This is a genomic window from Amycolatopsis sp. NPDC005232, from assembly GCF_040607795.1.
Lineage (GTDB): Bacteria > Actinomycetota > Actinomycetes > Mycobacteriales > Pseudonocardiaceae > Amycolatopsis.
The window spans coordinates 101380-123034 of the sequence record NZ_JBEXHL010000016.1 but is presented as its reverse complement, the minus strand read 5'-3'; the positions used below and the strand labels follow the sequence as shown (position 1 = coordinate 123034).

Below are 21655 nucleotides of genomic sequence, written 5' to 3'. Positions count from 1 at the left end.
CGCTTGGAGACGTCCGTGCGATTCCAGCTCCTCGACATCCTGCCGCACCTGCAGAACCCGGTCACCGGGCGAATCGTCAGCACGTCGGACCGGTACGCGCAAGCGTTGAACACCGCACAGCGCGCCGAGCAGATCGGCTTCGACGCGGTGGCGCTCGGCGAGCGGCACGCGGGTCCGTTCCTGTCGGCCGGCGTGACCGTGCTGCTCGGTGCGATCGCCGCGACCACGAGCCGGGTCCGGATCCAGACCGGCGTCACCGTGCTGTCCATTTCGGACCCGGTGCGCATCGCCGAGGACTTCGCCACGATCGACCAGCTCTCCCGCGGCCGCGTCGAGATCGTGATCGGCAAGGGCAACGAGGCTCGGCAGCTGCCGATGTTCGGCGTCGAGCCCGGGCAGCAGTGGGACCAGCTGGCGGAGAAGTACGAGCTGCTGCGCCGGCTGTGGCGCGAGGAAAACGTGACGTGGGAAGGAAAGTTCCGCGGCGCGCTCGACGGGGTCACCACCCTGCCCCGCCCGTACGCCGGCGCGCCCCGCGTGTGGCACGGCTCCGCGACCACGCTGACGTCCGCCGAACTCGCCGCAAAGTGGGGCGACCCGCTGTTCAGCGCCAACGCCATCCAGCCGCGCGACAACTACAAGATCCTCATCGACCACTACCGCGCCGAGTACGACCGCCACGGCCACGACCCCCGCTACGCCTTCGTCGGCGCCGGCGCCGGCTTCCTGTACCTGGCCGATTCCACACAGGACGCACGCGAGCACTTCGGCCCGGTGTACGAGAAGATGGTCGAGTTCTTCAACAAGCCGGGCAACCACACGCCCGGCAACGAAATGGTCTTCCGCGACATCGACCACGCCATCGCCGAAGGTCCCGTGCTCGTCGGCAGCCCGCAGCAGATCATCGACAAGATCCTGTACTTCCACGCCGCCTTCGGCCACGACCTCCAGTCGTTCAGCCTGCCCACGATGCTCCCGCACGAACAGCAACTCGAGATGCTGGAGCGCTTCGCCGCCGAGGTGATCCCCGCGGTGCGAAAGGAAGCCCCCACGACACTGTGGACAGACGCCGACCCGTACGGCGCCCGCCCCGCCTTCGCCGGCAAGCAGGTCCCGGACGCCGCCGCCCTCGTCGACGGCCGCTGATTTTCCCTGTCCCGCCAGGCAGGACGCAGGTTTCGATCACCCCGATGGAGGCATCCGTTCCGGTGGGCTTGCCGGTACCGTGAGCGCCGACTCGACGGCCGAAAGGTGCCCAGCAGGTGTCGGACTCAGATCTCGCGGCGGGCGTCAGCTCCACCGCCCTCATGGTCGCGGCCGCGCGCGCCATCGAAACCCACCACCCGCACAGCCTGCTGCGCGACGAGTACGCCGAGCACTTCGTCCGCTCGGCCAACTCCCCCGTCGCCCTGCCCACCCGCATCGAGGACGTCTCCCTCGGCGACGCGGACCCCTTCTGGGGCCACCTGGGCCGCTTCTTCGCCGTCCGCGCCCGCACCTTCGACGACTTCCTGGCGGACTCCGCCCCGCACACCCCGCAAATCGTCATCCTCGGCGCCGGCCTCGACACCCGTGCGCTGCGCCTGGACCTGCCCCCTTCGGTGGCCTGCTACGAGATCGACCGCCACGACGTCCTCACCTTCAAATCGAAGGTCCTGGGCTCCCTGGGCGCTCTTTCGCCTGTACCCCACCACTTCCTCCCGGCCGACTTGGCCGACGACTGGCCCTCTGTCCTGCTGTCCGCGGGCTTCAACCCCTCCGTGCCCACCACGTGGATCGCCGAAGGCCTCCTCCTCTACCTCCCCGCACCGGTCGAGACCTCCCTCATCGACACCCTCAACACCCTGTCGGCCCCCGGCAGCCGCGTCGGCCTGGAAACCCTCCCCGGCCAGGACTCCCTCCGCGACCACACGCTCTTCGACACCAGCACCTCGGAGACGGGGTCGCACCTGGGCAGCCTCTTCGATCCTGACCCTCGTCCCGATACGCCCGCTGCTCTGGGCGCCGCCGGGTGGACCCTGACGACCTCGCCGGTGGACACCTTCACGAGGCGGTACGGGCGAGGCCCGGACCCGTCGATTCCGGGGCCGATCCTTCAGTCCCGGTTCACCTTCGGTGAGAAGGACGCCTGAACGCCCGCGACGACGCCGTAGTCAGAGCCGAGCCGTCGGCCGGTATTCGACGCTTCCCTCTCGGACGGACACCGGCCGCGCCAGTGACACCGCGGCACCCACGACGACGCCGGTGACGAGCACTCCCAAAACGGCCAACGTGAGCACGTCGGGCTGGATGATCGACTGCCCGCGTTCGGCTTGCCAGGTCACCAATCCGACCAAGCCCGCGTAGCCGGCCGCGGCGACCACGACCAGGCGAGCCCGCACGACCGCGGACCGCAGCCGTGGCACGCGCGGCGCGAGGAGAACCAACAGACCGAGGACGATCGGCAGCGCCTGGAGCGCGTGCATGCCGACGAAGTGCGGGATGCGGAGGTCGCCACCGGTGGCGCTCCAGCCCGTGACGGGCATGGTCGCGCCGCCGTCTTCGACGCCGACGCTGTGCGCACCGATCATGCCGGCGAAAGCGCCGCTCTGCATGGACTTCAGCTGCGTCGCCGTCGGGGTGACCATGAGCGCACCCAGACTGATGCCCGCCAGGGAGATCAAGACGCCCAGCCGCAGCGACCAGCGGACGGCGACGTCGGCGATGGGCGCGCGGAGGACGAGGATCGTCAGGATCAGCGCGCCGGTCCACAGGACGCCGATCGAAACACCCATCACGGAGTAGATGATCGCGTCGGCCGGCGTGGAGAAGTTGAAGTGGCTGGGCCGACCACGCAGGACCTGGACCAGGATCAGCGCGTACTCGACGTAGATCACCGCCACCAGCACGTTCGTCGTGCCATTGGCGAGCACGCGGTTCTTCTTCAGCAGCGAGAACAGCCACGCCCACGTGAGGGCGTAGATCGCGTTGGACACGGCGAACTTGAACGGCTTGAGCCAGATCGGCGCGCCGAGCAGGACCCGGTGGTCCACGAGAAGTCCGATCACGGACGCGACGGCCAGCGCCGCCATGACGACGGCGACCGACAACATCGGCCGGTGCCAGCCCTCGACGCGCCGGACCAGCGGGGACAACGTGCTCATGGAGACCTTCCAAATGAGTAGTGCCACTATCGATAACGCGAAGCTATACTATTGATACTGGGCCGACAAGCTTCGCGGTAGATTGGGGCAGTCATCGAAGACGACGGGGCAACCACGGACAGCCGCCGTTCCGCGCACCCGCGTGCGTCGGCCCCGTCCGGGAAAAGGAGAAGCCCGCGTGCGCATGGCGGAACTGAGCGAAGAGTCCGGCGTCGCCATTCCGACGATCAGGTACTACCTGCGCGAAGGCCTTCTGCCGCCCGGCGAGCACACCAGCCCGAACCAGGCGCGCTACAGCGGCACGCACGTGCGACGGCTCAAGCTGATCCGCGCGCTCCTCGATGTCGGCGGCCTGTCCGTGGCGGAGGTGCGCCACGTCGCGCAGGCGCTCGACTCCCAGGCTCCGACACTCGACGTCCTTGACCTCGCGCACACCAACCTGATCACCCCCAAGGGCGAGGTCGACGACGAAAGCCGCACGTGGGCCCTGACCATGCTGCAGCAAGCCGCGAAACAGGTGGGCTGGGTCGTCGAGCCCGACGACAAGTCGACGGAGACGATCATCGGCCTGCTGTGCACGCTCCGCGCGATCGGTCACGGCGGCTTGCTCGACGACCTGGACGGCTACGCGGACCTCGCCGCCCGAGCGGCCCGGCTCGACCTGGCGACGCTGCGGAACCTGACCACGCCCGAGTCCATAGTGGAGAGTGCCGTGGTCGGCACCGTGCTGGGCGACGCATTGTTCAGCGCCCTGCGCAAGCTCGGGCAGCAGAACGAGTCGAAGAGGCTCTACGGCTCAGCGCGGGCCTGAGCGCCCTTTGTCCTCCGCGGAGTGAGCCGGCCCTACTCCGTCAAGGCGCCTTTGACTTCGCCCGCAGCCCATTCGGCCCATTCGCGCTGCATCGTGGAGTACCGCTTCCCGAACTCGAGCGCGAGGCGGCCGTAGACGGACGGATCGTCGTCGTCCCAGTCGATCGACGCCTCCAGCGCCGTGAGGTGCGCGCCGCGCCGCGCCGCCGTCTCGCCGACCTGTTCGAGGTAACCCCGCGCCTGGGCCGGGTCGAGCGAGCCGAGGAAGTACACGCGCAGCAGCATCTCGCTGCGCGGCGGCGCGGCGAGCGGCGACAGCAGCCACTCCCTCAACTCCGCACGGCCGGCCTCGGTGATCTCGTACTCCTTGCGACCCCGCGGCCCTTCGTCGGTGACCTTGATCAGCCCCGTCTTCTCGAGCTTCGCGAGCTCGCCGTACAGCTGGCTCTGGGTCGCCGACCACACGTTGGCCATCGCCGTCTGGAAGCGTTTCAGCAGGTCATAGCCGCTGCCGGGTTGGTCGGCCAGCAACCCGAGCGCAGCGTGTCGGAGACTCATTACCCCAGCCTACCCTCCACTCTTGACATGTCTAGTCAGAACGTTTTAGCTATGACATGTCAGAAGTGGAATATCGAAGGAGGCGCGCCGTGAACTACCTCAAGAGCTTCGTCCCGTGGATCGGCTTCGCGATCGTGTCGACGCAGGTCGACTGGCGGTACTCCGGCCTCGTCGGCCTGCTGCTCGCCGGCGGCCTGTTGCTGCTCGAACGCCTGCGCGGCAAAGCCTGGGACACGTTGATCATCGAGCTGAGCGCCACGGTGTTCTTCGCTCTGCTGTCGGCCTACTCGTTCGCCGACCCGACCTCGCCGCTGCACACCTACGTCGGCACGCTGTCCGACGCCTGGCTCGCCCTCACTGCGTGGGGGTCCCTGCTCATCCGGCGGCCGTTCACGCTCGGCATCGCCCGCACGATGGCCCCGCGCGAGGTGTGGGACCACCCGCTGTTTCGCCGGATCAACGTCGTCATCACGACGGTGTGGGCGGCGAGCTTCACGGCCTCCGCGCTGGCCGGCGGGTTGCTGCTGCACTACGCGCCGCACGCCACCGTCGCGTTGATCGTGATCAAGGTGCTCGGCTTCGCCGTGCCGGTCGCCTTCACCGTGCGCTACACGCGGATGTCCAAGGCCCGCGCGCAGCAGGCTGCGTGACTTGTCATTTGCTCCTCAGCCTGGTTGCTCACGCTCCGTCAAGATCGTAATCCGCTTCGAGCGGAAACGGTGGCGGGCGCGGCGGCGTGAGCGGTCCACTGGTGCTTGTGAAGGCGGCCTACGACGAAATCGCGGACTGGTACGAGGGGCAGTTCCTGGGCGAGCAGCACTCGGATCCACTCGGGATCTCCGCCGCGCTTCGGGAGCTGCTCGGGGCGGGCACCGGGGCGTGCCTCGAGGTCGGGTGTGGCACGGGCGTCCACGCGGGCGTGGTGCGGGAGCTGGGGTGGACGCCCGTCGGGGTCGACTTGTCGGCCGGGATGCTGCGGTACGGGCGCGAGCGGATGCCGGTCGCCCGCGCGGATGCGCAGCGGTTGCCGGTGCGGGACGGCGGCGTGGACGCAGTCGTCGCCGTCATGGTGCACACCGACATGCCAGCGTACCCGGCCGTGCTGCGCGAGGTGGCGCGCGTGCTGCGGCCGGGCGGGGTGTTCGTGCACATCGGGGTGCATCCGTCTTTCTGCGGCAGCTTCGCGGACCGCAGTGACCCGGCCGCGGCGGTGATCCGGCCGGGCTACCGCGAGCGGCACTGGACCAAGGATTCGTGGACGGACCAAGGGATCCGGGACAAGGTCGGGGCCGCGCACTGGCCGTTGCCGGAGTTGCTCAACGCGTTCGTGGCCGCGGGGTTCGGGCTCGAGCGGTTCAGTGAGGGTGGGGTGCCGTTGCCGATCGTGTTGTCGGTGCGGGCCAGGATTTCGGTACCGGCGGAGTAACGGGGTTGGCATCAGGCCTGCGTGCACATCAACTCGCGAGCCTTTGTCTATCCCTTCCGCGGTCCCGCGGACGCGGATCGCCGAGAAGTTTCGCGAAATGGTGGGCCTGCACACGGAGTTCATGCACTTGGCGGAGCGGAGGGAAATCATTGCGTGGTAACGAAACTACGGCGCGATCCGCGGATTTGGCGGGATCCGTGCACGAACGAAAACGGCCCTCCCCCGCCGAAAACCCGGCGAGGGAGGGCCGCAGAAAAGGAACTCAGCCACCGTACTTGCTGGTGCATGTCGCGACGGTCGGCGACGTGAAGCCGTCCCGGAAGGCTTCCACGCGGGCGAAGCCCGAGGGAACCGTGGTGCCCGAAGGATCCGACGCGATGACGCTCTTCGGCGACAACAGCTCCGCAATAGCCTCATCGAGGTCACCCGGCGAAAGCTCCAGCGTCGCCTTCTTGTCCGGTGTCAACGTCCCCGCCCACATGCCCGTCAGGCAGGCCGTGAGCTGGCCCGTGGAAGCAGTGTCCAAGCGCAGGCCGTAGGCCTTTTCGACCGCCAACGCGTATCGGGAGGCCACCTCGGCGAACGCGGCGAAGTCGCCGAAGCCGCCGGAGGTGCCGCGCGACGGTGGGGTGCCGACGCGGCGCAGGGAGTCCAAGTCGACCGACACGGTGTCGGTCGACGGGCAGTACGCCGACGGGCTGGTCACGCGAGCGTCCGAGCAGGACTCGGGGTCGGAGGTGAGCTTGGGGGCGCCCTTGGGGAAAGCGGCGCGCAGGCTCGACTCCAGGTCCTGCAAGTTGGCCGGGTCCACGACGTCCAGGTTGCCCTTGCCGTCACCCGTATCGAGGTCCTTGGACGAGAACGGCAGCTGGCTGGTGCGGCTGACGACCTCGGCGTTGTCGATGGCGGCGCAGCGCTTCGGGCCGTCGGTGAAGCCGAACTGGAAGGCGGACACGCGGTCGAACGCGCTGCCGTGCGCGCCGGCGGTGTCGAAGCTGGAGCCGGCGGAATCGCGGATGAAGAAGAGTGTCGCCATGATCTGGTTGAGGCCCGTGCCGGTCGACACCTGGAAGTGCGGCGAATTGCCTTCCGCGACCCAGCGGAAGAAGGTGCCCGCGTAGCAGTCGGCCTGCTGTTCCTTCACGATCGACGGGGTGTTGGGGCTCAGGCCCAGGCGCGTCTGGACGGCGTGGCCAAGTTCGTGCGCCAGGACGGCGACCACGGACATCGGGCCGAAGGAGCCGTTCAGCATGGGCAGGAGCTCGCCGCGGTCCCACGCGACCAGGTCGCCGGAGGGGCAGTAGAACGCGTTCACGAGGCCGGCGGTGCTGGAGCCGCAGAGGTTGAGGCCCTGGCCGCGCGAGTCGTAGGAAATGAGCTGGCCGACGGGTTTGTAGTCCTTGCCGAAATTCTCCGGCAGCTCCTCGGTCCAGTACTGCTGCACGTCGGCGACGGCGTTGGCGGCGAGCTTGTCGATCGCGCCGCCGTCGGTGTTGGCGACGGGCAAGTCGGTGTCCGCGACGCCGGCCTTCGGGCCGCTCGGACCGTCGGTGATGGCGAGGCCGGCGACCTTGGCCGGGTCGGGCCGGTCGACGCCCGCGCTGCCCTGGACGGCCGTGGTACACCCGGCCAGCAGCACGGCGCCCGCGACCAGCGTCGCCACCCACGTGAACCGCGAAGTCATAGCTCCTCCAAGGAAAAAGAGCCAGTGCGACCGAGTGGCCGCACCGGCTCGAAGTAGATCAGGCGCCGAAGTGGACAGACTGGATGGCGTCGTCGAAGCCGATCGTGGAGAGGTCCTTCACGTCGCTGTCGACGACCGTCGACTTGCCGGTGCAGTTCGGGCCGGTCCACAGCTTGAGCGTGCCGTCGGTGGTCAGCGAAGAGGTGACGCCGGGGCGGGCCAGGTTCTGGCAGGCGTTGTCACCGGAACCGAAGGACAGGCCCTGCGAAGCGCCGTTGTCGCTGAAGAACGCGTCGTCGAACAGGATCGTGCTCGTGGCGGCCTTCGAGTCGCCCGACGGAGTCGGGGGGTTGTCCGAGGGCGGGGTCGTGGTGCCGGAGGCCGAACCGTCGAGCACCTTGCCACCGGTCGGGCTCATGCCGAACCACGTGCCGCCGACGCCCTCGCCGTTGGTGTCGCCCGGGTTCTTGTCGCCGGAGAACGTGTAGGCGGGCCAGTTGCCGATCGTCAGCTGCAGCGAGCCGTCGTCGCGCTTCACGACGCCGATCGCGGACTTCTTGATGCCGGCGATGAAGACCTTGGTGCCCTTGGTGACCTTGACCGGCGGCCACTTCTTCTCGCAGTCGGCGTTGCAAGTGGACTTCGGCGGCTTCGGGGAGTCGTTGTCGAAGCGGTAGATCGTCATCCCGGCGCCGTTGATCACGACCGGGTTCAGGTTGCCCGCCTTGCCGGCTCGCAGCGACACCCACTTGGTGCGCACGTCCGCGGGCGCGCTGGCCGGGGCGAGGTCGCCGGTGTCACGAGCGGCGTTGTTGCTGCGGGCGGTGCCGCTCAGCAGGTCGAGACCACCGGCGTCGCCGGCGTCCACCGCTGCGCCGGCCGGGGCCGCGCTCGGGGTGCCGTCCGTCTGGCCGCCGCAGGCCGACAGCAGGGCCGCGCCCGCCGTCACGAAGGCAGCGAAAAACAGGGCGTGCTTGCGGAACATGGGGGAACTCCAGGGGGTTCGACCGGGGCTCCTGGACCGTCCGGAGCCGCTCTTGCCCGTGACACGGGGCTGGGGTCGAGTTCGGTTCACGTGAGTTCGAAAGTTTTTTGAGGAATTGGGAAATCGCAGGTCACGCGGGATTCCCGGTCGCACGCCCCGGCCCAGTTGCGGTAAGCATGGGCCATGACCAAGGTCCGGTTCGGCTTGCTCGGCCCCGTGGAGGCGCACGTCGCCGGCGAGCCCGTCGACCTCGGGCACGCGCGGCAGCGCTGGGTGCTGGCCGCGCTGCTCGCCGACGCGAACCGGCCCGTGTCCACGGAACGGCTCGTCGAGCGCGTGTGGGCGGACGAGCCGCCGTACCGCGCGCACCGGCTGCTCGCCAGCTACCTCTCCCGGTTACGCCGCACGCTCGCCGCGGCCGAGGGCGTCGAGATCAAGCACGGCCCGAGCGGCTACGTGCTCACCACGCCACCCGGGAGCGTCGACGTGCTGCGGTTCCGTGCGCTCGTCGCGCAGGCGCGCACGCAACGGCGGCCGGAGCTGTTCGACGAGGCCCTCGCTCTGTGGCGCGATGACGCCTTCGCCGGGCTCGACACCCCGTGGGCCGACGCGGTGCGCGACAAGCTCGCCGCCGAACGCCTGTCCGCGCAGCTCGATCGCACGGACCTCGCGCTGCAGCTCGGCGAGCACAACGCCGTGCTCGCCGACGCGGCCCAGCGCGCCGCGGCTTTCCCGCTCGACGAACGCATCGCCGGCCAGCTGATGCTCGCCCGCTACCGCGCCGGGCGGCAGGCGGGCGCGCTCGAGGAGTTCGACCGGATCCGCCACCGGCTCGCCGACGAGTTCGGCGCCGACCCCGGACCCGCGCTGCGCGAGCTGCACCAGCGCATCCTCACCACCGACCCGGAGCTCAGCCCGCCGCGCGAGACGCCCGTGCCGCGTCAGCTGCCCGCGCCGCCGCGGTGGTTCGTCGGGCGTGACGCGGAGCTGGCCGAGCTCGACGCCGCGATGGCCGGCGGCTCGGGCACGGTCGCGATCTCCGCGATCGGCGGCGCCGGCGGGATCGGCAAGACGTCGCTCGCACTGCGGTGGGCGCACCGGAATGTCGCGCGGTTCCCCGACGGCCAGCTGTACGTGAACCTGCGCGGCTTCGACCCGGCCGGTTCACCGCTGCGGCCCGAAGCCGTGGTGCGCCACTTCCTCGACGCGTTCGGCGTCGCGCCCGCGGCCGTGCCCGCCGAACCCGAAGGCGGCTTCTCGCTGTACCGCAGCCTTGTCGCGGGCCGGCGCCTCCTCGTGGTGCTCGACAACGCGCGCGACGCGGCGCAGGTCGAACCGCTGCTGCCGGGCAGTGAGACGTGCACCGTGATGATCACCAGCCGGCACCGGCTCGGCGGTCTCGGCGTACGCGGCGCGCAGCTGCTCGACCTGGGCGAGCTGGCCGAACGCGAGGCGCGTGAGCTCCTCACGCGCCGCCTCGGCGACCAGCGCGTGGCCGCGGAGCCCGCGGCTGTCAGCGACCTCGTGCGCTGGTGCGGCGGCCTGCCGCTGGCGATCAGCGTCGTCGCGAGCCGGGCCGGGGCGAACCCACGCTTCCGCCTGGAGGTGCTGGCGCGCGAGCTCGCGGACGCGTCGGCGCGGCTCGACGCGCTGGACGCCGGCGACCTGGCCACGAACGTCCGCGCGGTGTTCTCGTGGTCCTACGAAGCCCTCGACGCGGGAGCCCAGCGCGTGTTCCGGCTGCTCGGCGCCGTGCCGGGACCAGACGTGAGCCTCGCGGGCGCGGGCGCGCTGGCCGGTCTCGATCGGCCCCGAGCGTTGCTGCGCCGGCTCGTCGACGCGCACCTGCTGCAGGAGCACCTGCCCGGCCGCTACCGGATGCACGACCTGCTGCGGCTGTACGCGGACGAGCTCGTCACCCCGCCGGAACGCGCAGAAGCGCTGCGGCGCTTCACCGACTACCTACTGCACACCGCCGGCGTCGCGAACCGGTTGCTGCGGCCGGAACGCCAGTCGATCGACCTCCCGGCGGCGAGCGCGCCCCCGCTGGCCGACCGCCGGGCCGCGACACGCTGGTTCGACGACGAACAGCACAGCCTCCGCGCGACTCTGGATTCCGCGGTACGGCGTGGCGCGCACGAGGACGTCTGGCGACTCGCGTGGAGCGTCAGCGGTTACCACGTGATCCACGGCCGGCTCGTCGAAGACCTCACGGCGTGGCAGGCCGGGCTCGCGGCCGCCCGCGCCCTCGATGACCCGGAACCACGGGCCATCGCGGCGATGTACCTCGGCACGGCCTACACCCGCGCCGGGTCCCACAACCACGCCCTCCGGCACCTGCGCGAAGCGCTTTCCCTTGCGCAGCAAGCGGATCTCGCCGCCGACGCCTCCCGCGCCCTCGGCTGGGCGCTCGGGCAGAGCGGCGACTTCGACGGCGCCCTGCACCACACCGCCGTCGCGCTGGAGCACTACCGCGCCACCGACAACGGCCTGCGCCAGGCCGACGCGCTGAACACCCTCGGCTGGTACTCCGCACAGCTCGGGTTCCTGGCCGAAGCCCGCGAGCACTGCGAACAAGCGCTCGTGCTGTGCCGCAAGCACAACCACCACCGCGCGGAGACCGTGACGCTCGACAGCCTCGGGTACATCGCCTCGGCGATGGGCGAGCGCGAGGAGGCGCTGGCGCACTACACCGCCGCCCTCGCACTCGCCCGCGACACCGAAGACGCCTACGACGAGCCCGTGATCCTCGGCAACCTCGGCGACACCCACGCCGCTCTCGGTGACCTGGCCGCCGCCCGCGACGTGTGGGCCCGGGCGCGCGAGCTGTTCCAGGCCCACGGCCGCACCGGCGACGTCGAGCGCATGGCGGCGAAGCTCGCGTCAGCCGAGCAGTGACGCGAGGTTGTCCAGCGCCGCTTGGAAAGTCGTCTCGACGTACGGGCGCACGGCGTCGGGCGCGGTGAAGGTGCCCGTGTACTCCAGGACGGCGCCACCCTCCGGCGCGGCGTGGACGACGAACGTACCGACGTAGTCGCGGATCGGCCCGTTGTCGCCGAGCACGCGCCAGCGAAGGGTGCGCGTGTCGGCTGAGGACTCGATGAGCTCCTCGAACACGACGGCACCGGTTTCGGTGGTCAGGCGGCGCGTGTCGAGGAGGCCCGGCGCCGGTTCGCTGAACTCGGTGGCGGGGAACCAGGTGTGGACGTTGTGGAAGTCCGCGATCCGCTCCCACACCACGGCCGGGTCGGCGGTCATCCGCTTGCGCAGCTGCACGGTGGTCATGGCCGGCCCCTTCAGTACTTCGAGACGAACTCGGCCAGCTTGTCCAGCTCCACCAGCGACTCGTCGCGCGAGAGCGTGGGCAGGATCAGGGCGACGCGCTCCACGCCGAGGTCCTCGTAGGCGTGGATCACGCCGGCGTCGGTCGGGGTGTAGGTGACGGTGACGGGCACCGGGTGGCCCGCGCGTTCGCGCAGGTCTTGGGTGTAGGCGCGCATGGCGTCGACGGGCAGGGGCGGCGCGAGCCAGCCGTCGCCGCGCTCGACGGTGCGGCGCGCGGCCGCCTTGCTCCAGCCGCCGATGTAGATCGGCGGGTGCGGCCGCTGCACGGGCTTGGGCCAGCTGTAGATCGGGTCGAAGTCGACGTATTCGCCGTGGTACTCGGCCTTTTCCTGCGTCCACATCGCCTTCACGGCGTCAATGCGCTCGTCGAGGACCTTGCCGCGCTCGGCCGGGGTGACGCCGTGGTTCTGCAGCTCGTCGAGCACGTTGCCCGCGCCGACGCCGACGATCAGGCGGCCGCCGGACAGCTCGTCGAGCGTCGCGGCTTCCTTCGCGAAGACGATCGGTTCGCGCTGCACCAGCAGCGTCACGGCGAGGATGAGCTTGAGCCGCTCGGTCACCGCGGCCACCGCGCCGAGCGAGACGAACGGGTCGGGCATGCGGAACCACGTCGGGTCCATCTCGGCGCCGTTGCCGTCGAGCCGAGGGCCGTCGGTGACCGGAATGTGTGTGTGCTCGGGGACGAGCAGCGACTCGAAGTCCCGCTCCTCCAACGCCCGGCCGAGTTCCGGGTAGGTGATGCCGCCGGTGTTGATGACCGTCCAGATGCCGAATTTCACGCCTGACCCCTCGTGTGCCGTCGAAGATCGTTCGTGATCAACGCTGACACGAGGGGACCCCCCAGACCTGCCCCTGAGGTGGGTACCCGCAAGGCCCTGGCGCGAGGGAAAACCGGGCAACCCAGGCGCGTGATCCCCGTCTCTTCGGCTACAGGTTGCGCGTCGCCAGGGGGCGCCGGCGACGAAGGGTCGAGCGGGGCCGGACGACGCACGTCGCGGGGGCGACGCGGGGTGCCGGGCGGGCGGCGGCGCGGTGGGCGCGGTGCGCGCTGTGCAGCCACAGGACGTCGCGGCCGAAGGACCACACGAGCGTGACCAGGGCGGCCATCGTGACGGCCAGGCCCGCCAGGTGCGGCAGCAGGCCCGAGCCCGCGGCCACCAGCAGCACACCCTGTAGCGCGGCCACGACCTTGCGCGCCCGGCTGGGCGGCAGCGCGCCGTTGAGCCACGGCAGGGCCCAGGACGCCGCGACGAACGCGTAGCGCATCAGCCCGATGGCGAGGACCCAGTAGCCGAACGTCTCCGCGGCCAGCACGCTGAGCACCAGGATGAGAAACGCGTCGGACTCCATGTCGAACCGCGCGCCGAGCGCCGAGGACGTGCCGGTGCGGCGCGCGACCTGCCCGTCGACGGCGTCCAGCGCCAGTGCGACGGACGCCAGCGGCACGAGCACCGCGAGCGGCACTCCCCCGTTCAGGTGGTCTGCGACCAGCGCCGTGACGCCGCCGATGAGGATGGCGCGGGTGAGCGTGACGTGGTCGGCGGGGCCCAGTGACCGGGCTCCGGCTTTGCGCGCGGCGCCTGCGAGCAGGGCCCACAGGCCGACGGTGTACACCAGGCCCGCGGCCCAGCCGGCGGCGCCGAGGCCGACGGTCAGGGCGAGCACGCCCAGCAGCGCCACCTGGGCTCCGGCACCCGTGGCCTGCTGCCGAACGAGTGAACCCACGGTGGAACGTGATCGTGTAGTGGTGGTGACAGCCATATCGCCTCGATCTCGCGGCAGAGGAGGACGACCATGACACGTACGGGACAGGCCTTCTGGTTCAAATCCGCCGGAACCGGTGAGATCCGGGCGGCGGAGATTCCGGAGCCGGGACCGGACGAAGTGCTGGTCAGGACCCTGTTTTCCGGCATGAGCCGTGGTACCGAAAGTTTGGTGCTGCGCGGCGGCGTGCCCGAGAGCCAGCGCGAGGTGATGCGCGCGCCGTTCCAGGAGGGCGACTTCCCGTTCCCGGTGAAGTACGGCTACCTGAACGTCGGGCGCGTCGAAGCCGGGCCGGGTGAGCTGGTGGGGCGAACGGTGTTCAGCCTGTTCCCGCACCAGACCGAATTCGTGGTGCCGGCCTCGGCGGTCACAGTGGTGCCGGACGACGTGCCGGCCGCGCGGGCGATCCTCGCGGGCACCGTGGAGACGGCCGTGAACGCGCTGTGGGACGCCGCGCCGCTGGTCGGCGACCGGATCGCCGTGGTGGGGGCCGGGATGGTCGGCAGCAGCGTCGCCGGGCTGCTTTCCCGTTTCCCGGGAGTGGACGTCCAGCTCGTGGACACCGATCCGGCTCGGGAGAAGGTCGCGGCGGCGTTCGGCATCCGCTACGTGCGGCCGGAGGACGCCGAGGGCGATCTCGACCTCGTGGTGCACGCGAGCGCGACCGACGCGGGGCTCGCGCGGTCGCTGGAGCTGCTGGGCCGCGAGGCGACGGTGGTGGACCTGAGCTGGTACGGCGACCGGCGCGTGAGCGTGCCGCTGGGCGAGAACTTCCACTCGCGGCGGCTGACGATCCGCAGCAGCCAGGTGGGCACGGTCTCCCCCGCCCGCTCCGCGCGGCGCACCTACGGTGACCGCATGGCCACGGCGCTGCGGCTGCTGGCCGATCCGGCGTTCGACGTGCTCGTGACCGGCGAGACCGCGTTCGAAGATCTGCCGAACCTGATCTCCCGCCTGGCCGGCGGGGACCTGCCGGGGCTCGCGCACCGGATCGTTTATCCGTAAGTTCTTGTGATTCCTAAGGAGAAAACCTTGTTCAGCGTCACCGTCCGCGACCACATCATGGTCGCCCACAGCTTCCGCGGTGAGGTCTTCGGTCCGGCGCAGAAGCTGCACGGCGCCACGTTCGTCGTCGACGCCACGTTCCGCCGCACCGACCTCGACGCCGACAACATCGTGGTCGACATCGGCCTCGCGACGCAGAAGCTGGGCTCCGTGCTGGCCGACCTCAACTACCGCAACCTCGACGACGACCCGGCGTTCGAGGGCATCAACACTTCCACGGAGTACCTGGCGAAGGTGATCGCCGACCGGCTGGCCGACGCCGTGCACGCCGGGGAGCTCGGCGAAGGCGCACACGGGCTTTCGGGGATTTCGGTGACGCTGCACGAGTCGCACGTCGCTTCGGCCGGGTACGAGCGTTCGCTTTGACCGAGGTGGATCCGTCCGGCTACGCGCCGGAGTGGTTGCGGCTGCGGGAAGGCGCAGATTCTGTCGCGCGTGCTGCGTCCCTTGTGGACTCGCTCGCGCCGGCCGCGCCGGTCGTGGTCCGAGATCTGGGCTGTGGCACGGGTTCGATGAGCCGCTGGCTCACGGGCCGGTTGCCGCAGCCGCAGCAGTGGATCCTGCACGACCAGGATCCGGGGCTGGTGCGGCTGGCTGTCGCGGGTGTTCAGAATGCGACAGGCGAGGTTCGGGATGTCACACGGCTGACGGCTGCGGATCTTTCGGGAACGTCGCTGGTGACCGCGTCGGCGTTGCTGGACCTGTTCACGGCCGAGGAGATCCGGCGGTTGGTCGACGCTTGCGCAGGGGCGCGGGTGCCGGCGTTGCTGACGCTGTCGGTGGTCGGGCGAGTCGCGCTGACTCCGGCGGATCCGCGTGACGAGGCGGTGGGGGCGGCGTTCAACGCGCACCAGCGCCGGGAGGACCGGCTGGGGCCGGAGGCGGTGGCGTTCGCGGCGGCCGAGTTCGCTGCGCGCGGGTTCACGGTGCGGCGGGCGGCGACGCCGTGGCGGCTGGGGGCCGGGGATGCGGCGTTGATCGAGACGTGGTTCTCGGGCTGGGTTTCCGCGGCGTTGGAGGAGAACCCGTCCTTGGACTTGTCGGGGTATCGCCGGGTGCTCGACACGGTGGTTGTGGAGCACGAGGACTTGCTGGCGCTGCCTTAGCTTCCCTTGCTGTCTGGCTGCCTCAGCTGTCGGCTTCTCGGCGGGCTTTCGCTCGTCGTTTACCCTCGTGCATCGCGGCGACGCGGGCGATCGGAATGGTGTGGCCCTCGACGACGAGGTCGTCCGGAAGTGCGTGCGGTGCGGGCATTTCCTTCGCCCACGGGTCGGTGTCGCCGAGGAGGTCGAGTGCCGTGTGGACGGTGAAGTCGCGCGGGGTCACGTCGTCGGCCGCGGCCCACGGGATCGGGAACGACACCGTCAGGCCGGGCCGCACGCGCGGGCTGTAGGCGGCGACCACGGTGGCGCCGCCGGCGCGGGTGGAGTCGAGGAACACCTTGCCGTGGCGGTCTTCGCGGATGAACGCGGTGGTGGCGAGCTCCGGGTCGAGGCGTTCGGCGCGGGCGGCGATCGCGCGGGTCGCGGCGGCAACGTCTTCGTGGGCCTGGCCGGGTTTCAGGGGCACGAAGACGTGGACGCCCTTGGAACCGCTGGTTTTCAACGCTCCGGCCAGCCCGGCGTCGGCGAGGGCTTGGCGGACCAGGCGCGCACCCGCGACGGCCAGTCCGAACGGCGCGCCCTCGGGTGGGTCCAGGTCCATGATCAGGTGGGTCGGGCCTTGGGTGTGTTCGAAAAGCGTCAGCGTGGGGTGGTATTCGATCGCGCGTTGGTTGCCGAACCACAGAAGCGTGGGGCGATCGTTGCACAACGCGTAGGAAACTTCGCGCTTCGAACTCTCGGCCCACAGCTTCACGCGCGGCACCCACTCGGGCGTGTACTTCGGCAGGTTCTTCTGCATGAACGCGTCCTGCCCGCGCAGCACGCGCACCACCGACAGCGGCCGGTCGTGCAGCACCGGCAGCAGCCGCTCCGAGACGCCGTCGAGGTAGTCGAGCAGGTCGCGTTTGGTCGCACCGGCGTCGGCGAACAGCGGCTGGTCGAGATTGGTCAGTTTGACACCCTCGCGTACGTCGTCGCTGCTCATCGGCCTACCTTCGCCCACCACGCGGGCGCCGGTCAACCGCTTCACACGAGCGGACGGCCCTCGCGGCGGCGCTTGCGGAGGTCGCGCAGGTACGCGTTGTATGGGAACCGCTGCGCGCTGCGCGGGAGGCGCCGCACGACGTGTCCGATGCCGCGCATGAGACGTTCGAATGTGCGCTGATCGTGTTCGGTCCACGACAGCCGCATGTGCTCGCGGAAACACGCAGGCAGGAACCCGGTCGTCACGAACCGATGGAACCGCCCGAACACCAGCGCCAACGGCCGCGGCAGGAACCGCAGGTCGACGAGATCCCCGAGGTACGCGCGGGTGCGGTCGTCGATGGTGACGCGTTGGAGCCCCTCGGCCCAGTACTTCGCGAACGCCTCGCGGTCCTCGGGCCACATCTCCGGCCGCACCTGCAACGTCGTGCCGAGCACCACGGCCTCGGCGTACAGCTCCTCGGGCGCGGCGCCGCCGAAGAACGCCACGTGGACGTCCTCGAGTCCCTTGTAGAGACACGCGGCAACCCAGAGCTGCAGCTCCGGATCGAAGGTGTTGTACCCGACGGGGCTGTCCTTTGTGGATCTGACGTGCCGATGAGACCCGTTGACCGCCCTGCGGTACGCCTTGCGTTCATCGTCGGTCCCGAACGTCGCGACCGCCAGATAGGTCGCCGTGGTGCGCGCGCGTTTGACCGGATGCCTGAACAGGTTCCCGCTCTCGACACTGCTCTCCATCACCCCGTACCCCACCGGGGCCCGCCCGAGCTGCATGATCACGTTGGCGCTGCCGGCCATCAGCCCGATTCCGACCATGGCCTTCTTGAGCGCGTCACCCATGGCGCCTCCCGTCGGGATCAAGGAAACGCGACTGTTTACGTCGAGTCAAGAGCCGCCTGAGCCTCTTCGACGCTCCCGAGCCATCAGCCGAGGTGATCCCCGCCGCACTCGACCGGGGAGGTCGCGGCCGGGCGGTTCACGCTGATCTAACGTGAGGCCCCGAGCCGCCAGTGAGGGCGGCCCGCTCCCGGGGCCGGGTTGGGCGGCGCCCCGCGGTGGCCGCCGGGCCGGAGAAGCCGGGGGTGAAACCCCAGGCGCGTCGGCGGCGCGTCCCAGCGAGTCAGGGCGTGTGGCGTGCCGAAGGTGTTCCGAATGGCCCGGCCGGCGTGGTTGTCGCCGAAGGTGGCGCGGGTGGAGGTGCTCGGCGGGCTCGTCGTGGCGCTCGCGCTGATCCCCGAGGCGATCTCGTTCTCGATCATCGCCGGCGTCGACCCGCGGGTGGGGCTGTGCGCGTCGTTCACGATGGCCGTGGTGATCTCGATCGTGGGCGGGCGCCCGGCGATGATCTCGGCCGCGACGGGGGCGATCGCGCTGGTCGTGGCGCCGCTGGCGCGTGAGTACGGGTTCGGCTACCTCATCGCGACGGTGATCCTCGGTGGTCTGATCCAGATCCTGCTCGGCGCGCTCGGCGTGGCCAAGCTGATGCGGTTCGTGCCGCGCAGCGTGATGGTCGGGTTCGTCAACGCGCTGGCAATCCTGATCTTCCTGGCGCAGCTGCCGTCGCTGATCGACGTGCCGTGGCCGGTCTACCCGCTCTTCGCGGGCGGCCTGCTGCTGATGGTCTTCCTGCCCCGGCTCACCAAGGTCGTGCCGGCGCCGCTGATCTCGATCGTCGTCCTCACCGCGCTCACGATCGGCGCCGGCATCACCGTTCCCACCGTCGGCGACAAGGGCGCGCTGCCGTCCTCGCTGCCCGTGCCCGGGGTGCCCGACGTGCCGTTCACGATGGACACCCTCACCTTGCTCGCGCCGTACGCGATCGCGTTCGCGCTGGTCGGGCTCATGGAATCGATGATGACGGCCCAGCTCGTCGACGACATCACCGACACCCCGTCGAGCAAGACCCGCGAGGCCATCGGCCAGGGCATCGCCAACGTCGTCACCGGCATCTTCGGCGGAATGGGCGGCTGCGCGATGATCGGGCAGACCATGATCAACGTCAGGACCGCCGGCTCCCGCACGCGCCTGTCGACGTTCCTGGCCGGTACGTTCCTGATCATCCTGTGCATCGTCTTCGGCCCGCTGGTCTCGCGGATCCCGATGGCCGCGCTCGTGGCCGTGATGGTGCTCGTCGCGTTCGGCACGTTCGACTGGCACAGCATCGCCCCCGCCACGCTCAAGCGGATGCCCGCCGGCGAGATCACGGTCATGGTGATCACCGTCGCCGTCGTGGTGGCCACCAGCAACCTCGCGATCGGCGTGGTCGTCGGCACGATCACCGCGATGGTCATCTTCGCCCGCCGCGTCGCGCGGCTGCTCGACGTGACCGCCGCCGTGGACCCGGACGGCAACCAGGTCGTCTACGCGGTCACCGGCGAGCTGTTCTTCGCCTCCAGCAACGACCTCGTCTCCCGCTTCGACTACGCCGGCGACCCCGCCCACGTCGTCCTCGACCTCACCGACGCCCACATCTGGGACGCCTCCACCGTCGCCGCGCTCGACGCCATCACCACGAAGTACGCCGCACGCGGCAAAACCGTCGAGATCGTCGGCCTCAACTCCCCGAGCGCCCGCATGCACGGCCGGCTCACCGGAGAGCTGACGGCGCACTAGAGCACCGAGCGCGCGAACTCGATCAACGTGCGCGCCGCGGGACCACTCGGACCGTCGGCCCGCCACGCCAACGCGAGCTGACCGCGCAGCCGCGGCCGCAGCTGCAGCGTGTGCAGCTCGGTGGCGTAGTACCGCGCAAGGGATTCCGGCACGATCGCCACGCCGAGACCGCGTATCGCCAGCTGTGCCAGCACGTTCGGGTCGCTGGCCTCGATCGTCACGCGCGGGTGGACCCCCGCCGTCGCGAAGCCGCGGTCGAGGACGCCGCGCACGCCGGTGCCCTTCGGCAGGCAGATCAGGCCGCGGCCGGCAAGGTCGGCCAACGTGACCTCCGAACGGGCGGCCAGATCGTCGGAGACAGCGGTAACGGCGACGACGGCCTCGTCGAGCACCACCTGCGCGGCGAGACCCGCGGGCACGCCGTCGGCGAGGCCGATCACGGCGACGTCGAGGCGGCCTTCGCGCAGCGCTTCGACCATCACGTCGGAGTTGGCCTCGCCCAGGGTGATCTCGACGCCCGGGTAGCGCTCGGCGAAGCCGGCGAGGAAGTCGGGCAGCGCGACCGGCCCCGCCGACGTCACGATCCCCATCGCCACCTGACCGCGGACGAGGCCCTCGTGCTCGGCCACGGTCTCGCGTACGGCGGCCACCGCGGCGAGCGCGGCGCGGGCGTGGGGCAACGCGGCGGCGCCGACGTCGGTGAGCCGCACCGCGCGCCCCGACCGGTCGAACAACGGCTGCCCCAGCTCGCGTTCCAGGCGCCGGATCTGCGCGCTGACGCCCGGCTGCGCGACGTGCATCCGGGCCGCGGCGCGCGTGAAGTTGGCTTCTTCGGCGACGGCCACGAAGTACTCGAGCTGGTGCAGTTCCATAAGCACTGATTCTAGCTCGGGGAAGCACTATCTCTTGGACTTCTCGAAAGCCACGAGCCACGCTGGAGTCATGCAAACGTTCACCCCTGGCCAGGACGGCTACCGCGAGGAAATCGCCGGTTTCCAGACCGGCATCGAGTCGGCGCCGAAGCTGGTCGTCGCCGCCGCGACGGCCGCCGACGTCGCCGAGGCCGTGAGCAACGCCGCGGCCCGCGACCTGCCCGTGGCCGTCCAGGCGACCGGCCACGGCCTGCGCGCCCCGGCCGACGGGGTGCTGATCTCGACGCGGCGCATGACCGACGTCGAGATCGACCCGGTCGACGCCGTCGCCCGGGTCGGGGCCGGCACCACCTGGGGCAAGGTGCTCGAGGCCGCCGCCGAGCACGGGCTCGCGCCGCTCAGCGGTTCGGCTCCCGGCGTCGGCGTGGTCGGCTACACGCTCGGCGGCGGCTTCAGCCTGCTCGGGCGCCGCTACGGCCTCGCCGCCGACCACGTGCGCTCCGCCGAAGTCGTGACCGCCGGCGGCAGGATCGAACGCACCACCGACCTCGGCGCCGGAGTGATCACCGCGTTGGAATTCGGCCTCGTCCCGGTGACCAGCCTGTACGGCGGCGGCCTCTACTTCGACACCCCGAAGCTGCCGGAGGTCCTGCACACCTGGCGCGACTGGACCGCCGACCTCCCCGACACGCTCACCACGTCACTCGCCCTGATCCCCTACCCGGACCTGCCGATGGTGCCGGAACCGTTGCGCGGCAAGCACATCGCCCATGTCCGCGTCGCCCACCTCGGTGACGACGGCCCGCAGCTCGTCGCGCCGCTGCGCGCGCTGGGACCGCTCGTGGACACGCTCAAGACCATGCCGTTCACCGACTCCGGCTCCATCGCCGCCGAGCCGCCGCACCCTCACGCGTACCTCGGCGACAACCGCGTCGTCGCGCAGCTGCCCGACACCACGATCGACGCGATCCTGGAGCACGCCGGCCCTGGCGCGCCCGTGCCGACCGTGCTGATCGTCGACCTCCTCGGCGGCGCCTACGCCCACGCGAAGGCCCCGGACTTCACTCCCGACTCGCGCTACACGATCCGCGCCCTGTCCGTTTTGGACGAATCCGGCCCGGACCCGGTACGCGCGGCCCACGCCAAACTGTTTGTCCCACTCACCGCGACAGGCCGGTTGCGCAGTTTCGTGTACGGGCAGCCGCTCTCCTAAGTCGATCTTAAGTTTTCACCGGAGCTCTCGACGCCCGCCGCGCGCTGAGTACATTTGCGCCAGGCCAGTCGAATTCTGGGGGCTGGCACT

Annotated in this window: 21 protein-coding genes; 11 read left to right on the top strand and 10 right to left on the bottom strand. The window is 70.5% G+C overall.

The window, feature by feature from the left end:
* The first annotated feature begins 15 nt into the window (after positions 1-15).
* Both ABZU76_RS28740 and ABZU76_RS28735 read left to right on the top strand, forming a co-directional pair.
* Positions 16-1146 carry an LLM class flavin-dependent oxidoreductase gene (locus ABZU76_RS28740; protein ID WP_354874919.1) on the top strand — a complete coding sequence of 377 codons (1131 nt, stop codon included), beginning with the start codon at positions 16-18 and terminating at the stop codon, positions 1144-1146.
* 116 nt (positions 1147-1262) lie between these two features.
* Positions 1263-2132: an SAM-dependent methyltransferase gene (locus ABZU76_RS28735; RefSeq protein ID WP_354874917.1), complete on the top strand. Its 870-nt coding sequence runs from the start codon at positions 1263-1265 to the stop codon at positions 2130-2132.
* Between the two features lie 21 nt (positions 2133-2153).
* On the opposite strand, the gene ABZU76_RS28730 is transcribed toward ABZU76_RS28735, so the two are convergent.
* Positions 2154-3143: a hypothetical protein gene (locus tag ABZU76_RS28730; protein ID WP_354874915.1), complete on the bottom strand. Its 990-nt coding sequence runs from the start codon at positions 3141-3143 to the stop codon at positions 2154-2156.
* A gap of 184 nt (positions 3144-3327) precedes the next feature.
* Here ABZU76_RS28730 and ABZU76_RS28725 point away from each other — a divergent pair, with 184 nt between their 5' ends.
* Positions 3328-3954, top strand: a complete 627-nt coding sequence (locus ABZU76_RS28725; RefSeq protein ID WP_354874913.1) for a MerR family transcriptional regulator — start codon at positions 3328-3330, stop codon at positions 3952-3954.
* Positions 3955-3986: 32 nt separating this feature from the next.
* On the opposite strand, the gene ABZU76_RS28720 is transcribed toward ABZU76_RS28725, so the two are convergent.
* Positions 3987-4511 carry a PadR family transcriptional regulator gene (locus ABZU76_RS28720; RefSeq protein WP_354874911.1) on the bottom strand — a complete coding sequence of 175 codons (525 nt, stop codon included), beginning with the start codon at positions 4509-4511 and terminating at the stop codon, positions 3987-3989.
* A gap of 89 nt (positions 4512-4600) precedes the next feature.
* Between ABZU76_RS28720 and ABZU76_RS28715 the strand changes: the two genes are divergently transcribed.
* Positions 4601-5161, top strand: a complete 561-nt coding sequence (locus ABZU76_RS28715) for a hypothetical protein (RefSeq protein WP_354874909.1) — start codon at positions 4601-4603, stop codon at positions 5159-5161.
* A gap of 86 nt (positions 5162-5247) precedes the next feature.
* Entirely contained in the window at positions 5248-5937 is a 690-nt protein-coding gene (locus ABZU76_RS28710; RefSeq protein ID WP_354874907.1) for a class I SAM-dependent methyltransferase, read from the top strand.
* 262 nt (positions 5938-6199) lie between these two features.
* On the opposite strand, the gene ABZU76_RS28705 is transcribed toward ABZU76_RS28710, so the two are convergent.
* Together ABZU76_RS28705 and ABZU76_RS28700 are read right to left on the bottom strand one after the other, a co-directional pair.
* Positions 6200-7621, bottom strand: a complete 1422-nt coding sequence (locus tag ABZU76_RS28705) for a neutral zinc metallopeptidase (RefSeq protein ID WP_354874905.1) — start codon at positions 7619-7621, stop codon at positions 6200-6202.
* A 58-nt stretch (positions 7622-7679) separates the two neighbouring features.
* On the bottom strand, positions 7680-8606 hold the full coding sequence (locus ABZU76_RS28700) for a hypothetical protein (protein WP_354874903.1): 927 nt from the start codon (positions 8604-8606) through the stop codon (positions 7680-7682).
* A 183-nt stretch (positions 8607-8789) separates the two neighbouring features.
* On the opposite strand from ABZU76_RS28700, the gene ABZU76_RS28695 reads away from it, so the two are divergent.
* The gene (locus ABZU76_RS28695; RefSeq protein ID WP_354874901.1) at positions 8790-11504 is read left to right on the top strand and encodes a BTAD domain-containing putative transcriptional regulator; all 2715 of its coding nucleotides are present in this window, start codon (positions 8790-8792) and stop codon (positions 11502-11504) included.
* Here ABZU76_RS28695 and ABZU76_RS28690 read toward each other — a convergent pair.
* From ABZU76_RS28690 to ABZU76_RS28680, 3 genes are all read right to left on the bottom strand, one after another.
* Entirely contained in the window at positions 11490-11891 is a 402-nt protein-coding gene (locus ABZU76_RS28690; protein WP_354874899.1) for an SRPBCC family protein, read from the bottom strand. The two genes, ABZU76_RS28695 and ABZU76_RS28690, sit on opposite strands and share 15 nt — an antisense overlap.
* Before the next feature lie 11 nt (positions 11892-11902).
* Entirely contained in the window at positions 11903-12730 is an 828-nt protein-coding gene (locus ABZU76_RS28685; RefSeq protein ID WP_354874897.1) for an LLM class F420-dependent oxidoreductase, read from the bottom strand.
* Positions 12731-12878: 148 nt separating this feature from the next.
* Positions 12879-13676 carry a CDP-alcohol phosphatidyltransferase family protein gene (locus ABZU76_RS28680; protein ID WP_354874895.1) on the bottom strand — a complete coding sequence of 266 codons (798 nt, stop codon included), beginning with the start codon at positions 13674-13676 and terminating at the stop codon, positions 12879-12881.
* Between the two features lie 69 nt (positions 13677-13745).
* Here ABZU76_RS28680 and ABZU76_RS28675 point away from each other — a divergent pair, with 69 nt between their 5' ends.
* The 3 genes from ABZU76_RS28675 to ABZU76_RS28665 are packed head-to-tail and all read left to right on the top strand — an operon-like array spanning position 13746 to position 15886.
* On the top strand, positions 13746-14720 hold the full coding sequence (locus ABZU76_RS28675) for a zinc-binding alcohol dehydrogenase (protein WP_220244494.1): 975 nt from the start codon (positions 13746-13748) through the stop codon (positions 14718-14720).
* 27 nt (positions 14721-14747) lie between these two features.
* Positions 14748-15146, top strand: a complete 399-nt coding sequence (locus tag ABZU76_RS28670; RefSeq protein WP_354874893.1) for a 6-carboxytetrahydropterin synthase — start codon at positions 14748-14750, stop codon at positions 15144-15146.
* A gap of 5 nt (positions 15147-15151) precedes the next feature.
* On the top strand, positions 15152-15886 hold the full coding sequence (locus ABZU76_RS28665; RefSeq protein ID WP_354875087.1) for a class I SAM-dependent methyltransferase: 735 nt from the start codon (positions 15152-15154) through the stop codon (positions 15884-15886).
* A gap of 22 nt (positions 15887-15908) precedes the next feature.
* On the opposite strand, the gene ligD is transcribed toward ABZU76_RS28665, so the two are convergent.
* Together ligD and ABZU76_RS28655 are read right to left on the bottom strand one after the other, a co-directional pair.
* On the bottom strand, positions 15909-16868 hold the full coding sequence (gene ligD, locus ABZU76_RS28660; RefSeq protein ID WP_354874891.1) for a non-homologous end-joining DNA ligase: 960 nt from the start codon (positions 16866-16868) through the stop codon (positions 15909-15911).
* A gap of 41 nt (positions 16869-16909) precedes the next feature.
* The gene (locus ABZU76_RS28655) at positions 16910-17707 is read right to left on the bottom strand and encodes an oxygenase MpaB family protein (RefSeq protein WP_354874889.1); all 798 of its coding nucleotides are present in this window, start codon (positions 17705-17707) and stop codon (positions 16910-16912) included.
* 312 nt (positions 17708-18019) lie between these two features.
* On the opposite strand from ABZU76_RS28655, the gene ABZU76_RS28650 reads away from it, so the two are divergent.
* The gene (locus tag ABZU76_RS28650) at positions 18020-19480 is read left to right on the top strand and encodes a SulP family inorganic anion transporter (RefSeq protein WP_354874887.1); all 1461 of its coding nucleotides are present in this window, start codon (positions 18020-18022) and stop codon (positions 19478-19480) included.
* Here the strand turns inward: ABZU76_RS28650 and ABZU76_RS28645 are convergent.
* Entirely contained in the window at positions 19477-20352 is an 876-nt protein-coding gene (locus ABZU76_RS28645) for a LysR family transcriptional regulator (protein ID WP_354874885.1), read from the bottom strand. The two genes, ABZU76_RS28650 and ABZU76_RS28645, sit on opposite strands and share 4 nt — an antisense overlap.
* Positions 20353-20422: 70 nt before the next feature.
* Between ABZU76_RS28645 and ABZU76_RS28640 the strand changes: the two genes are divergently transcribed.
* The gene (locus tag ABZU76_RS28640; RefSeq protein WP_354874883.1) at positions 20423-21565 is read left to right on the top strand and encodes an FAD-binding oxidoreductase; all 1143 of its coding nucleotides are present in this window, start codon (positions 20423-20425) and stop codon (positions 21563-21565) included.
* Positions 21566-21655 lie beyond the last annotated feature (90 nt).